The 13,685-nt window shown below is 65.4% G+C and carries 13 protein-coding genes; 12 read left to right on the forward strand and 1 reads right to left on the reverse strand.

Annotated elements, in window-relative coordinates; genetic code table 11:
* The first annotated feature begins 75 nt into the window (after nucleotides 1-75).
* Together clpS and clpA are read left to right on the forward strand one after the other, a co-directional pair.
* On the forward strand, nucleotides 76-414 hold the full coding sequence (gene clpS, locus SMCB_RS02830) for an ATP-dependent Clp protease adapter ClpS (RefSeq protein WP_045534922.1): 339 nt from the start codon (nucleotides 76-78) through the stop codon (nucleotides 412-414).
* Nucleotides 415-492: 78 nt separating this feature from the next.
* The gene (gene clpA, locus SMCB_RS02835; protein WP_045534924.1) at nucleotides 493-2,841 is read left to right on the forward strand and encodes an ATP-dependent Clp protease ATP-binding subunit ClpA; all 2,349 of its coding nucleotides are present in this window, start codon (nucleotides 493-495) and stop codon (nucleotides 2,839-2,841) included.
* A 15-nt stretch (nucleotides 2,842-2,856) separates the two neighbouring features.
* Here the strand turns inward: clpA and SMCB_RS02840 are convergent, their stop codons facing one another.
* Nucleotides 2,857-3,891: a WD40 repeat domain-containing protein gene (locus tag SMCB_RS02840; protein WP_144400250.1), complete on the reverse strand. Its 1,035-nt coding sequence runs from the start codon at nucleotides 3,889-3,891 to the stop codon at nucleotides 2,857-2,859.
* 173 nt (nucleotides 3,892-4,064) lie between these two features.
* Here SMCB_RS02840 and sbcB point away from each other — a divergent pair, with 173 nt between their 5' ends.
* From sbcB to rlmH, 10 genes are all read left to right on the forward strand, one after another.
* Nucleotides 4,065-5,558 carry an exodeoxyribonuclease I gene (gene sbcB, locus SMCB_RS02845; protein WP_045534932.1) on the forward strand — a complete coding sequence of 498 codons (1,494 nt, stop codon included), beginning with the start codon at nucleotides 4,065-4,067 and terminating at the stop codon, nucleotides 5,556-5,558.
* Between the two features lie 90 nt (nucleotides 5,559-5,648).
* On the forward strand, nucleotides 5,649-7,682 hold the full coding sequence (locus tag SMCB_RS12380; protein WP_082027197.1) for a helix-turn-helix domain-containing protein: 2,034 nt from the start codon (nucleotides 5,649-5,651) through the stop codon (nucleotides 7,680-7,682).
* 13 nt (nucleotides 7,683-7,695) lie between these two features.
* Entirely contained in the window at nucleotides 7,696-8,379 is a 684-nt protein-coding gene (locus tag SMCB_RS02855) for an AzlC family ABC transporter permease (RefSeq protein WP_045531114.1), read from the forward strand.
* Nucleotides 8,376-8,705 (forward strand): AzlD domain-containing protein, encoded by a 330-nt coding sequence (locus tag SMCB_RS02860; RefSeq protein ID WP_045531115.1) that lies wholly within the window; start codon nucleotides 8,376-8,378, stop codon nucleotides 8,703-8,705. The genes SMCB_RS02855 and SMCB_RS02860 overlap by 4 nt, the downstream gene beginning before the upstream one ends.
* 164 nt (nucleotides 8,706-8,869) lie before the next feature.
* Nucleotides 8,870-9,598, forward strand: coding sequence for a YebC/PmpR family DNA-binding transcriptional regulator (locus tag SMCB_RS02865; protein WP_045534935.1), 729 nt, complete (start codon nucleotides 8,870-8,872; stop codon nucleotides 9,596-9,598).
* Nucleotides 9,595-10,887, forward strand: coding sequence for a phosphoribosylamine--glycine ligase (gene purD, locus SMCB_RS02870; protein ID WP_045534936.1), 1,293 nt, complete (start codon nucleotides 9,595-9,597; stop codon nucleotides 10,885-10,887). Before SMCB_RS02865 ends, purD begins: the two co-directional genes overlap by 4 nt.
* Nucleotides 10,884-11,804 (forward strand): oxygen-dependent coproporphyrinogen oxidase, encoded by a 921-nt coding sequence (hemF, locus tag SMCB_RS02875; RefSeq protein ID WP_034109718.1) that lies wholly within the window; start codon nucleotides 10,884-10,886, stop codon nucleotides 11,802-11,804. The genes purD and hemF overlap by 4 nt, the downstream gene beginning before the upstream one ends.
* On the forward strand, nucleotides 11,801-12,553 hold the full coding sequence (gene nadD, locus SMCB_RS02880; RefSeq protein WP_144400253.1) for a nicotinate (nicotinamide) nucleotide adenylyltransferase: 753 nt from the start codon (nucleotides 11,801-11,803) through the stop codon (nucleotides 12,551-12,553). Before hemF ends, nadD begins: the two co-directional genes overlap by 4 nt.
* A complete protein-coding gene (rsfS, locus tag SMCB_RS02885; RefSeq protein WP_052468387.1) occupies nucleotides 12,550-13,221 on the forward strand; it encodes a ribosome silencing factor in 672 nt (223 codons plus the stop codon). Before nadD ends, rsfS begins: the two co-directional genes overlap by 4 nt.
* The gene (rlmH, locus tag SMCB_RS02890; RefSeq protein WP_045534938.1) at nucleotides 13,218-13,685 is read left to right on the forward strand and encodes a 23S rRNA (pseudouridine(1915)-N(3))-methyltransferase RlmH; all 468 of its coding nucleotides are present in this window, start codon (nucleotides 13,218-13,220) and stop codon (nucleotides 13,683-13,685) included. The genes rsfS and rlmH overlap by 4 nt, the downstream gene beginning before the upstream one ends.

Here is a 13,685-nt window from a genome sequence, read left to right on the forward strand (position 1 = left end):
CTGGCAACTCTCCCCCCGACCCGTGAGGGTGCGGGGGTTTTTTATTTGCGCCGCGCGCTCGCTAAAATCGGCCCCATGCCCAAGCAACCCGATCTGAGCCCGCAACTGCCCACCGGCGACCCGGTGGCGGTGTTGGAGCGCCGCCGCCAGCGCGTGCGCCCGCCCAAGCTGCACCAGGTGCTGCTGCTCAACGACGACTTCACGCCGATGGAGTTCGTGGTGCAGGTGTTGCAGGAGTTTTTCAACAAAGACCGCGAGCACGCGACGCAGATCATGCTCAAAATCCACCTCGAAGGGCGGGGGGTGTGCGGCGTGTTCACGCGCGACGTGGCCCAGACCAAGGTCGAACAGGTGCTGCAAGCCGCGGCGCACCACGGCCATCCGCTGCAATGTGTGAGTGAACCCATTGAATAAGGGCGGATTTGCCCCAATTGCTGCGCACAGATGCCGCAAATCGCAGTAAATTACAGGCTAGACTGAAGGAAACGCACCATGATCGCCCAGGAACTCGAAGTCAGCTTGCACATGGCCTTCGTGGAAGCGCGCCAGCAACGCCACGAATTCATCACCGTCGAGCACCTGCTGTTGGCCCTGCTCGACAACCCCAGCGCCGCCGACGTGCTGCGCGCCTGTTCGGCCAAAATTGATGAGTTGCGCAAGTCCTTGTCGCACTTCATCAAAGACAACACGCCCCAAGTGGCCGGGGCCGACGAGGTGGACACCCAGCCCACGTTGGGCTTCCAGCGCGTGATCCAGCGCGCCATCATGCACGTGCAGAGCACCGGCAACGGCAAGAAAGAAGTCACCGGCGCCAACGTGCTGGTGGCCATTTTTGGCGAGAAAGACTCGCACGCCGTTTACTACCTGCACCAGCAGGGCGTGAGCCGGCTCGATGTGGTCAACTACATCGCCCACGGCATCAAAAAGAGCGACCCGCCCGAGCCCGCCAAGCCCTCTGAGGGCGGTGGCGCCGCCGACAACGAGGAAGCCAGCGGCGAGAGCAAAGCCCCCGAAAAGGCCTCGCCGCTCGAGCAGTTCACGCAAAACCTCAACGTGCTGGCGCGCGACGGCAAGATCGACCCGCTCATCGGCCGCGACTACGAGGTCGAGCGCGTGATCCAGATTTTGTGCCGCCGGCGCAAAAACAACCCGCTGCTGGTGGGTGAGGCCGGCGTGGGCAAAACAGCGATCGCCGAGGGCTTGGCTTGGCGCATCGTGCAAAAAGAGGTGCCCGAGGTGCTGGCCGAAGCCACCGTCTATGCGCTCGACATGGGTTCGTTGCTGGCGGGCACCAAGTACCGCGGCGATTTCGAGCAGCGCCTCAAGGGCGTGCTCAAGTCGCTCAAAGACAAGCCCAACGCGATTTTGTTCATCGACGAGATCCACACCCTGATCGGGGCCGGCGCGGCTTCGGGCGGCACGCTCGACGCCTCCAACCTGCTCAAGCCGGCGCTCTCGAGCGGCGTGCTCAAGTGCATCGGCGCCACCACCTTCACCGAGTACCGCGGCATTTTCGAGAAAGACGCCGCGCTCAGCCGCCGCTTCCAGAAAATCGACGTGGTCGAGCCCACGGTGGCGCAGACCATCGACATCCTCAAGGGCCTCAAAAGCCGCTTCGAGGAACACCACAGCGTTAAGTATGCGGCGGCGGCGTTGCAGGCGGCGGCCGAGCTGTCGGCCAAGTACATCAACGACCGCCACCTGCCCGACAAAGCCATCGACGTCATCGACGAGGCCGGCGCGGCGCAGCGCATCCTCACCCCGTCCAAGCGCAAGAAAACCATCGGCAAGGCCGAGGTCGAAGAAATCGTTGCCAAGATCGCGCGCATTCCGCCCGCCAGCGTCAGCAGCGACGACCGCAGCAAGCTGCAAACCCTAGAGCGCGACCTCAAGGCGGTGGTGTTCGGGCAAGATAAGGCGCTCGAACTGCTGGCGGCCAGCGTGAAAATGGCGCGCTCGGGGCTGGGCAAGCCCGACAAGCCGATCGGCGCCTTTTTGTTCAGCGGTCCCACCGGCGTCGGCAAGACCGAGGCCGCCAAGCAACTGGCCTTCATCTTGGGCATCGAGCTGGCGCGCTTTGATATGTCCGAATACATGGAGCGCCACGCGGTGAGCCGCCTGATCGGCGCGCCGCCCGGCTACGTGGGCTTTGACCAAGGCGGCCTGCTCACCGAGGCCATCACCAAGAAACCGCACTGCGTGCTGCTGCTCGACGAGATCGAAAAAGCGCACCCCGACATTTTCAACGTGCTGCTGCAGGTGATGGACCACGGCTCCCTGACCGACAACAACGGGCGCAAGGCGGATTTTCGCAACGTGATCCTGATCATGACCACCAACGCCGGCGCCGAGACCATGAACAAGGCGGCCATCGGTTTCACCAACGTGCGCCAGGCCGGCGACGAAATGGCCGACATCAAGCGACTGTTCACACCCGAGTTTCGCAACCGGCTCGACGCCATCGTGGGCTTCAAGGCGCTCGATGAACTGGTCATCATGCGCGTGGTGGATAAATTCCTGCTGCAACTCGAGCAGCAGCTGGCCGAGAAAAAGGTCGAGGTCAGCTTCAGCGACGCCTTGCGCAAGCACTTGGCCGTCAAAGGCTTTGACCCGCTGATGGGCGCGCGCCCGATGCAGCGCCTGATCCAAGACACCATCCGGCGCTCGCTGGCCGACGAGCTGCTGTTTGGCCGCCTGACCGATGGCGGACGGCTCGAGGTGGACATCGACACCAGCAACCCAGACAAGCCCGAAGTCAAGCTCGACATTCAGCCGCTGAGCAAAAAAGACCGCCAAGCCCGCGCAGAACCGGCGGAACCCGAAGAGGCCACGGCCGACTGAAGAGGCTGCTTGGTCTCAGCCCAGCCGCCAGACCAGCACTTGGCCGCTGGTCACGGCGACCAGCGCTAGTCGCGTTTGCGCATCGAAGCCGATGTCGAGCACGCCCAAGCGCTCGGTGCGGTCGGTGAGCGAGCGCGGCAGTTGCCAACTCTGCCACACCTGCCCGCTGGCCACCGTCCACAGGGTGATCTGGCCGTTGGCGGCGGCGGTGAGCAGCAGCGCGCCGTCGGCCGAAAACCGCGCCTGGCTAAAACCCCCGCGCACCCCGCCCAAGCTCGGGTGCAGCACCGTGCCCTGGGCCAAGTCCCAGATCCGCCCTTGGCCGTGCGCCGGGCCTGCAAACAGCAGCCGCCGGTCGGGCGAGAGCGCTACGGTGGTCACCGGGGCCTCGAACTTCCAGGTGATGAAGGCCGCGCCCCGCTCCAAGTCCCAGGCGCGCAGCAGGCCGTCGTCGGCGCCGGTCGCGCCCAAGGCCGCGTCGGCGCTGATGTCCACCGCGCGCACCGCCTCGGCGTGCGGGATGATCACCGGCAGGCGCACGTTGAGGCCGTCGAGCAGCCAGGCTTCGCGCGAGTTCAGGCCAGCCAGAATGCGCCGGCCTTGGTTGGAGAGCGCCACGCTGCGCACGCTGGCCTGTGCGCTCCAGTGGCCGAGCACGCGGCCGGTGGTCAAATCCCAATGCACCAGGTTGTGGCGCTCGGCCGTTACGCCGCGCGTGCCGTCGGGGGCAAAGGCGCTGGCAAACACCTGCGCCCGCTCTTGCTCGGCGTGGCTCAAGTTAGCCAGGCGCTGCTGGGTGCGCCAGTTCCACAGCCCGGCGCCTTGCTGCACCGACCCAACCAAGGCCTGCTCGCCGTCGGGGCTCAGGCGCATCGACAGCACGCCGCCGTAGCCCAGCGCCACGGCTTCAGCCGGGGGCTCGGCGCAGCCGCTCAGCGCTAGGCCGCCCAAAGCACCCACGCCGGCCAGTGCGCCGCGCAGCACCAGCCTGCGGTTGGGGTGCGCTCGCGGGGGCTGCTCCGGAGCAGCAGGGTGCAATGGGGGTTTCATGTCAGGGCAGAGGGCAGCGGCAAGGGGGCAGGGCGCAGCATAATCCTGCCAGCATAACGCATCGGGCTTGCAGCAAAAGGCCCGCAGTCAGGGGGCGCTGCGTGGGTTCGGGATGAGCTGGCGGTTGCAGTGCCAGCATGGGCAGCGCGCGACTTGGGCTTTAATAGCACCCCATGAAGCCACACACCTTTCTTTGGCACGACTACGAAACCTTTGGCGCCAAGGCCCGGCTGGACCGGCCGGCGCAGTTTGGCGCCGTGCGCACCGACGCCGAGCTCAACCCCATCGGCGCGCCGCTGATGTTTTATTGCCGCCCGGCGCCCGACTATCTGCCCGACCCCGAGAGCTGCCTCATCACCGGCATCACGCCCCAGCAGTGCCTGCAACACGGCCTGCCCGAGCACGAGTTCGCCCAGCGCATCGAGGCCGAGCTGGGGCAGCCCGGCACCGTGGGCGTGGGCTTCAACTCGATTCGCTTCGACGACGAATTCACCCGCTTCATGCTCTGGCGCAACCTGCTCGACCCCTACGCGCGCGAGTGGAAAAACGGCTGCGGCCGTTGGGATCTGCTCGACGTGCTGCGCCTGTGCTACGCCCTGCGCCCCGAGGGCTTGCAGTGGCCGCTCAAGGCCGACGGCCGGCCCAGCTTCAAGCTCGAAGACCTGGCGCGTGCCAACGGCATCGAACACGGGGCGGCGCACGATGCCCTGTCGGACGTGTATGCCACGCTCGGCTTGGCGCGGCTGCTGCGCGAGCGCCAGCCGCGCTTGTTCGACTTTGCCTTGGGTCTGCACAAAAAAGAGCAGGTGGCGCACGAGCTGGGGCTGCCGACCACGCCGCAGCGGGCCCAGCCTTTTTTGCACGTGTCGGGGTTTTTCCCGCCCGAGCGCGGCTGCCTAGGGTTGATGTGGCCGCTGGCCAGCCACCCCAGCAACCGCAACGAGCTGCTGGCCTGGGACTTGGCCCACGACCCCGCCGAGTTGGCCACGCTCAACGCCGCCGAGGTGCGCGCGCGGCTCTTTGTGCGCCAAGAGGAGCTGCCTGCGGGGGTCAAGCGCCTGCCGCTCAAGAGCGTGCACCTGAACAAATCGCCCATGGTGGTGGGAAACCTCAAAACCCTGCGCCCCGAGCTGGCGCAGCGCTGGGGCATCGATCTGGAGCAAGGGCTGCGCCACGCCGAGCGCGCCGCGCTGCTGCCCGATTTGAGCGTGCTCTGGCGCGCGGTCTATGAGCGCGACGGTGCCGCTCAAGCTGCACAGCAGGCCGCGCAAGCCAGGGCCGCCCATCCCGACCCCGAGCAGGATTTGTACGGTGGCTTCGTGGGCGACGCCGACCGCCTGCGCCTGCTGGAGTTGCGCCAGCGATCAGCCAACGACCCGGCGTGGACGCGCACCCAGTTCGAGGACCCGCGCTTGGGCGAACTGGTGTGGCGCTACCGGGCGCGCAATTTCCCCGAGCTGCTCAGTGCCGACGAGCAAGCGCGCTGGCGCGCCCATTGCCAGGCGCGGCTGCTGCATGGCCTAGGCGGGGCGCTGACGCTGGAGCGCCAGATGGCGCGCATCGACGAGCTGGCCGAGCAGGCCGGCGAGCGCGGCGACGAACGCGCCGAAGCCATTTTGGGCGAGCTGCACGACTACGCGCTTGGCCTAGCCGAAGGCGTAGCGTAGTTGGCATGAAAATGGATCAGTGATGCACAGAGCTTGACGCGAGGCGGTGTTCTATATAAACTATAGCAGTTCATTATATGGAACTGGACCATGGCAAGCAACACGGACAACACGGACAACTCGGATTTGGCACGCAACTTGCGCGCAGCCAGGGAGCGCCGGGGCTTGACCTTGACCGGTTTGGCGGAGCGCTCAGGCGTTGCCAAGTCCACTCTTTCTGGCCTTGAGTCAGCAGCAGGCAATCCTACAGTGGCCACGCTGTGGGCTATCGCCAATGCCCTTGAGGTTTCATTTGGGGAGTTGCTTGGAACGGTGGGTGCGACAGGTTTTGCGTCCACAACCGAGTTCGAAGCTGATGGGGTTACTGTTCGATTTATTGAACAAAGTGAGTCGGCCCCAAGGTTGGAGTTGTACTGCGTAGAACTAAAGTTGGGCAGTTTACAAGAGTCGGCACCGCATCCCAAGGGAGTAAGGGAGCGTGTGACGGTGCTTGGCGGTGCCTTGCTGGTGGGCCCCGTGCAAAGCCCGGCCCTTGTTCGGTCCGGTCAAACCCACGAGTTTGCAGCCGACGTGCCGCATGTGTACAGAGCGGTTGAGGCGCAGACCAAAGCCATGGTGTTGATCGAGTACCCCAGCGGGCATGGCATGGGCGATCAAGCCGAAATACACGTCCCATGGCCGACAACAGACAAGGGATGGGATGGATTGCGTTCGCTCGTGGACCGCCTCCTGATCGAAGTGTCAAACGGAGTGGGCGCGCGTGCGATCCGGTTTTTCGCCTGCGGGCAGGCAGCGCAGGCAGCGGTCAGCGAACTTTGCACGCGTTTGCCGGTGCTGCGCGACCCCACTTTTTGTTGGCCGTTATTCTGTTTTGCTGATGCCGATCAGCAAGGCCCGTTTCTGGTGTTGTTGCCGTTGCGCTTCACGGCTGCAGATTGGGCTGCCGAACCAGTGTCTTCTTGCTCGGTGACGGCGACCCTGAGGTCAGCACGTACCCTGTCCTGTCAGGCTCAGTGGCCCGGTTTGAAGTTGACGATGGCTCAGTTGACGGATGCCAGAGCTGCAGCAGCAGGCCGTTCATGGATACTGGGGCCGTTGGCTGCTGAAGTGCTGTTGCAGCGCGGTGCGCTGGTGCTTCCAGGACGGCTCGAGCGGGTGGCGAAAATAGTTGACCAGGTTCATGCTGGCAATGAATCCACATCTTTTTCCGAAAGAATAGACGTGGTTGGCTATGATGCATTCGAATTAATCCATCCGGCTTATGCTAGGCAAGCCGTTGCAGTCGCAGAAGATATTCAACGGTACGCACCAGATGTGGGCTTGAATGAGGTGATCGATGTCGGATCGGGCCCCGGAGCGCCCATTCTGATGCTGCATGAATTGTTGCCCGACCTGCACTTTGTCGCGTTAGAGCCCGATCCCATGGCTTTTATTTGTCTGCAGCGCAATATCTGTGGGCTAGAGGCCGTGCGGGCGCAGCAGACCGGATTCCTCGAGTTTGACAGCAAAGACAACGCAACGCCGTTGATTACGTCAACCGGTGCCTCGCACCATTTTAACACTGCCTTTATGTTGCAACAGGCTGTGCGGCTGCTGCAGCCAGGTGGGCTATTGATCGTGGCCGACGAATTCATCCCTGAGTTTGACTCGGCGCAAGCGCGCAGTCTGGCTTTACTCCAACACCACGCTGCCTACATCCTGTGGGCCATGGCTTGGATCGAAAAATGTCAGGAATTCACAGACCTGGGTCGAACCGGGGGGGCGTATTTTGCCTTGCGCCAGGCACTTGCTTTGGCGCTCGTTGATATCGAGTCGGGTCACGCAGTGGCAGCCATTAACCGCTGCCGGGAGATTTTTGCGCAAATCAAGCATGCTGGATTGGGTCAGTTTGATGGGAGTCAGATAGACGCTTATATCAATTTTTTCTGGTTGGAATTGCAAGCTATGGTGGCTGGTTTTGATTACGAAGTCGAGCGCAAAACACACCCGCGACGCTTCGTCGAATTGGCTGCTCTGGCCGGCCTAGAACTGGTGCGCAAGCGCAGAATATTTGCGACCAGTGGATCGGATGAATGGGGCGGTGGGACCTATGTGTTTACCCTTCGCAAACCGATGTTTCGCTAGCGGGGGGGGTGGCATGCAGCAGATAGTCAAAGGTTTGACGGACAGTCTTTCGATTGGTGCCGCTTATCTCCCGATTGCTTTTTCATTTGGCCTGGCTGCGCTCGAGGCTGGGTTTTCGCCCGCTGCTGCGGTGTTGCTGTCGGCGCTGGTGTTTGCCGGTGCCAGCCAGTTTGTGATGCTTGCTTTGATGGCCACTGGCACCGGTATGATGGCTGTGGTGGTTACCGTGTTGCTGATGAATGTGCGTCATCTTTTCTACGGCCCCGCCCTGTTGGCCAAACTCGGGTCTGGCCGGCCCAGTTGGCCTACACCGTTGCTGGCCTTTGGGCTCACCGATGAAGTGTTTGCCACCGCCTCTGGCAAGCTGGGGCAAATCCCGCTGGCCGATCGCGAAGGCTGGTATGTTGGATTGCAGGTGGGGGCTTACTCGATTTGGGTCTTGGGTACGGCATTGGGCGCCATGTTCGGTCGGCAACTGAGCGCGCAATCAGCTTTTTGGAGCGATGCCATGTCATTTGTATTGCCGGCGCTGTTTTTGGCCTTGTTGCTTGAAATTGCTGCGCAGACCCGGTGGCTGGTGCTTTTGGGGGCGGCCCTCACGACGACGGCGGCACTGCCATTTATGCCGGCTTATCTGGCGCTGCTACTGGGCATGGTCGCGGGCGCTGCGCTGGGTTACCGACGGGGGGTGTCATGACTTTGATCGAAGCGTTCACGGTGCTGGCGGCTGCACTGGTGACTTTTTTATTGCGCTGGCTGCCGATGCTGGTCTGGCGCAACGCAGCGTCGGCGCCGACCACGGGAGTAAAGTCGATACTCAATGGCATCGGTCCGGCAGCCATTTGCGCTATGCTGGTGCTTGCTTTGGGATCGTTGCTGGAGTTGGAATGGCAACTTAACGCGTGGTTGCCAGCGCTGATCGGTGTATTGGCCGTGTTTGCTGCCAAGTGGCGGCTGGGCGGGATCGCTTGGCCGACTCTGTTCGGTGCCTTGGCTTACGGTCTTTCGATGCATCTGTTCTGAGTTGCTCTGCTCAGGCATGGCCATGCTGCCAAGCCTCATGGCGTCGGTGCAGCGCGCCAGCTGGGCCCAGGGAAGTACAATCGAGGGTTTTTCCCTTGCGCCTGCGCGACGTGCGTGGGCACGCGTGGCGAACCGATCAACCAACTGCGAGGCATCTGACACCCATGGCAGGGCATTCCAAATGGGCCAACATCCAGCACCGCAAGGGGCGTCAGGATGAAAAACGCGGCCGGGTCTGGACCCGCGTGATCCGCGAAATCATGGTGGCGGCGCGTCAAGGCGGCGGCGGCGACGCGGCGGCCAACCCGCGCCTGCGGCTGGCGATCGACAAGGCCAAGGCGGCCAATATGCCGGCCGACACCATCAAGCGCAACATAGACAAGGCCACGGGCAACCTCGAAGGCGTGCAGTACGAGGAGATCCGTTACGAGGGCTACGGCATCGCCGGTGCGGCCGTGATCGTCGAAACCATGACCGACAACCGCGTGCGCACGGTGGCCGAAGTGCGCCACGCCTTCAGCAAGCACGGCGGCAACCTGGGCACCGAGGGCTCGGTGGCGTTCCAGTTCAAGCACTGCGGTCAGTTCATCTTCGCCCCCGGCGTGCCCGAAGAGCGGCTGTTCGAGGTGGCGCTGGAAGCCGGGGCCGAAGACGTGCTCGGCAGCGACGACGGCGCCTTCGAGGTGCTCACGGCGGTGGCCGATTTCGAGGCCGTGCAGCAGGCGCTGCAAGGCGCGGGCCTGCGCCCCGAGCTGGCCGAAGTGACGCTGCGCGCCGACAACCCGGTGGCCTTGAGCGGCGACGAGGCGCTGCGCATGCAAAAACTGCTCGACGCCCTAGAAGACCTCGACGACGTGCAAAACGTCTATCACAACGCAGAACTCAACCCATGAACGCAGAACTCAAGGTGCTGGTGGTCGGCGGTGGCGGGCGCGAACACGCGCTGGCCTGGAAGCTCAAGCAGTCGCCGCGCGTGGCGCAGGTTTATGTGGCGCCGGGCAACGGCGGCACCGCGCTCGACCCAGCGCTGCAAAACGTGCCGATCAGCGACCCGACCGAGCTCGCGCGCTGGGCGCAGCAGCAGGGCATCGCCCTGACCGTGGTCGGCCCCGAGGGGCCGCTGGCGGCGGGCATCGTCGATGTCTTTCGCGCCCAGGGCTTGCGCATCTTTGGCCCCACGCAGGCGGCGGCGCAGCTCGAGAGCTCCAAGGCCTTTTCCAAGGCCTTCATGCAGCGCCACAGCATCCCGACGGCGGCCTACCAGGTCTTTGCCGAAGCACCCGCCGCCCACGCCTACGTGGAGCAAATGGGCGCGCCGATCGTGGTCAAGGCCGATGGCTTGGCCGCTGGCAAGGGCGTGGTGGTGGCGCAAACGCTGGCCGAGGCGCACGCCGCCATCGATTTCATGCTGCAAGGTCAAGCGCCGGGGCTGGCCCACAACGCCGGCGGGGCGCGGGTGGTGATCGAAGCCTTTTTGCAGGGCGAAGAAGCCAGCTTCATCGTGTTCTGCGACGGCGTGCAAGCGCTGGCGCTGGCCAGCAGCCAAGACCACAAGCGCCTGCTCGACGCCGACCAAGGCCCCAACACCGGCGGCATGGGGGCCTATTCGCCGGCCCCGGTGGTCACGCCCGAGGTGCACCAGCGCGCGCTCGACGAGGTGATTTTGCCGACGCTGCGCGGCATGGCCGCCGACGGCATTCCCTACACCGGCTTCCTCTACGCCGGGCTGATGATCGGCCCCGACGGCAGCGTGCGCACGCTCGAGTTCAACTGCCGCTTGGGCGACCCCGAAACGCAACCGATCCTGCTGCGCCTGCAAAGCGATCTGGCCGAGGTGTTGCTGGCGGCCACCGAGCAGCGCCTGCACGAGATCGAGCTGCAATGGGATGAGCGCGTGGCGCTGGGCGTGGTGCTGGCCGCGCACGGCTACCCCCAGCAGCCGCGCACGGGCGACGCCATCGCACTCACCGTCCCCGATAGCCCAGATGCCGTGCTGTTCCACGCCGGCACGGCCTTGCAGCAGGGGCGGCTGTGCACCGCCGGCGGGCGCGTGCTCTGCGCCACCGCGCTCGGGGCCGACGTGGCGCAAGCGCAACGCCGCGCCTACCAACTGGTGCAGGGCGTACACTACTCCGGCATGCAATACCGACACGACATCGGCTTTAGGGCCTTGCCCGCATGAGTGGCGCGCCCACGGCCGCCATGCGCGACTACCTGCTGGGCTTGCAGCAGCGCATCACCTCGGCCATCACCGAGATCGACGGCCAGAGCTTTGTCTCCGACGCTTGGGAAAAGGCCCCCGGTGAGCCCTTGCAAGGCAATGGCGTGACGCAGATTCTGGAGGGCGGCGCGGTGTTCGAGCGCGCCGGTTGCGGTTTTTCGCACGTGCAGGGCCCACGCCTGCCGCCTTCGGCCACCCAGCACCGGCCCGAGCTGGCTGGGGCGCCGTTCGAGGCGCTCGGGGTCTCGCTGGTGTTTCATCCGCGCAACCCCTACGTGCCCACGGTGCACATGAACGTGCGCCAGATCACCGCGCTCACCCCGGGTGGCGGCGCGCCGGTGAGCTGGTTTGGCGGCGGCATGGACCTCACGCCTTATTACGGTTTCGAGGAAGACGCGCAGCACTTTCACCGCACCTGCGCCGCCGCCTTGGCCCCCTTTGGCGCCGACAAATACCCGCGCTTCAAAGCCTGGTGCGACGATTATTTTTTCCTCAAGCACCGCAACGAAGCGCGCGGCATCGGCGGCATCTTCTACGACGACCTGTCCGAACTCGGCTTCGAGGGCGGGCTGGCGCTCACCCAAGCGGTGGGCGATGCCTTTTTGCACGCCTACCTGCCGCTGGTGCAGCGGCGCCGCGACACGCCCTACGGCGAGCGCGAGCGCCAGTTTCAGCTCTACCGGCGCGGCCGCTACGTCGAATTCAACCTGGTGTGGGACCGGGGCACCCACTTTGGCTTGCAATCGGGCGGGCGCAGCGAATCCATTTTGCTCTCGATGCCGCCGCTGGTGCGCTGGGCTTACCAGGAACAACCGGCGGAGGGCACGCCCGAGCACCGGCTGACGAGCGAGTTTTTGCCGCGGCGAGACTGGCTGTGAGCGCCACCCCCGCGGCCGCGCAGCGCATCGGCGTGTTTGGCGGCGCCTTCGATCCGCCGCACTGGGCGCACCGGGCGCTGGCCGAGACGGCGCTGGCGCAACTGGCGCTCGACGCGCTGCTGATTTTGCCCACTGGCCACGCCTGGCACAAAAGCCGCGCACTCACGCCCGCGCCGCACCGGCTGGCGATGTGCAGGCTGGCCTTTGATGGGCTAGAGCGCGTGCACATCGACGCGCGCGAAACCCGCCGCCCCGGCCCCAGCTACACCGCCGACACCTTGCAGGAGCTGGCCGCCGAACACCCGGGGGCGCAGCTGTTTCTGGTGCTGGGGGCCGACCAGCTGCTCGCCTTCCAGAGCTGGCAGCGCTGGCAAGAGGTGCTGCGCCACGCCACGCTGGCGGTGGCCAATCGGCCCCTGCACGCCGACGGACCGGTGGCCGAGCCCGACCTGAGCGGCGTCGATCTGCCGTTCGAGCGCCTGCACATGCCGCTGCACCCAATCAGCGCCACGGCGGTGCGCGCGCGCGTGCAGCGCTCGGGGGGCACGGGTGGCTTGAGTGGCGTTGGCGCCTCCCCAAGTGGCCAGGGCGGCCAAGGCGACCAGGGCGATTCCACCAAAACCACAGACCATGCCCACCCCGGCCCTTTGCACCTGCACCACCAGGCGGCACCCGCGCTCGAACTGCTGGTGCCGACCGCCGTGGCGCGGTATATTTCCGATCATCACCTTTACCTACAGCCAGAATGAGCAGCCCAACCCGCAGCGCACCCAGCCCCCAGCCCACTGGCCCCAAAAGCCTCGGCCCCTTGGCGGCTGCCGCCGCTTGTGCCACCCCAGCCGCCTTGGGCGCCCCAGCCGCCAGCCCGCAAAGCGAGACCGCAGCCAAGCGCACCACCCAAAAGCTGCAACGCGCCGCCGTCGATGGCCTAGAGGACGTGAAGGCGCAAGACATCCGGGTTTTCAACACCGAGGCGCTGTCGGCGCTGTTCGAGCGCGTGATCGTGGCCAGCGGCACCTCCAACCGGCAGACCAAGGCGCTGGCGGCCAGTGTCTGCGACGCGGTGCGCGAGGCCGGCTTTGACAAACCGCGGGTGGAGGGCGAAGAAAACGGCGAGTGGATCGTCGTGGACTGCGGCGCGGTGGTGGTGCACGTGATGCAGCCCAGCATCCGCCAGTACTACCGGCTGGAAGAAATCTGGGGCAGCAAGCCAGTGCGCTTGAAGTTTGGCGCGCCGGCGCCGGCGGCCCGACCCGCTGCCATGGCGGATTCCAAGGCCTCAAAGGCCCCGAAGGCCAAGCCCGCCAAGCCCAAAGCCACCGATAAGTCCAAAGCCAAGCCCAGCGCGAGCGATTCGGCTGCCGCCAAGCCTGCCAAAGCGGCCAAGCCGCGCAAGCCCGCCCAGCCCAAGGCATGAAGCTGGTGCTCGTCGCCGTCGGGCAGCGCCTGCCCGATTGGGCGCAAGCCGCCTGCGACGATTTTGCCAAGCGGCTGCCGCCCGAGGCGCGCTTCGAGCTGCGCACGGTCAAGGCCGAGCCCCGCGGCCACAAGGCGGTCGAGCAGCTGCTGGCGGCCGAGCGCGCGCGCATCGAAGCGGCGCTGCCCAAAGGGGCGCGGCTGGTGCTGCTCGACGAGCGCGGCAGCGCCTTCACCACCGTCGCGCTGGCGCGCCAGTGGCAGCAGTGGCAGCAGCAGGGCGCCGACGTGGCGCTGCTCATGGGTGGGCCAGACGGGCTAGACCCGGCCTTGAAGGCCGCCGCGCAGCAGAGCCTGCGCCTGTCCGACTTCACCTTGCCGCACGCGCTGGCGCGGGTGCTGCTGCTCGAGCAACTGTACCGGGCTTGGTCGCTCAACGCCGGGCACCCCTACCACCGCGAGTAA

This window comes from Serpentinimonas maccroryi, from assembly GCF_000828915.1.
In the GTDB taxonomy this organism is placed as follows: domain Bacteria; phylum Pseudomonadota; class Gammaproteobacteria; order Burkholderiales; family Burkholderiaceae_C; genus Serpentinimonas; species Serpentinimonas maccroryi.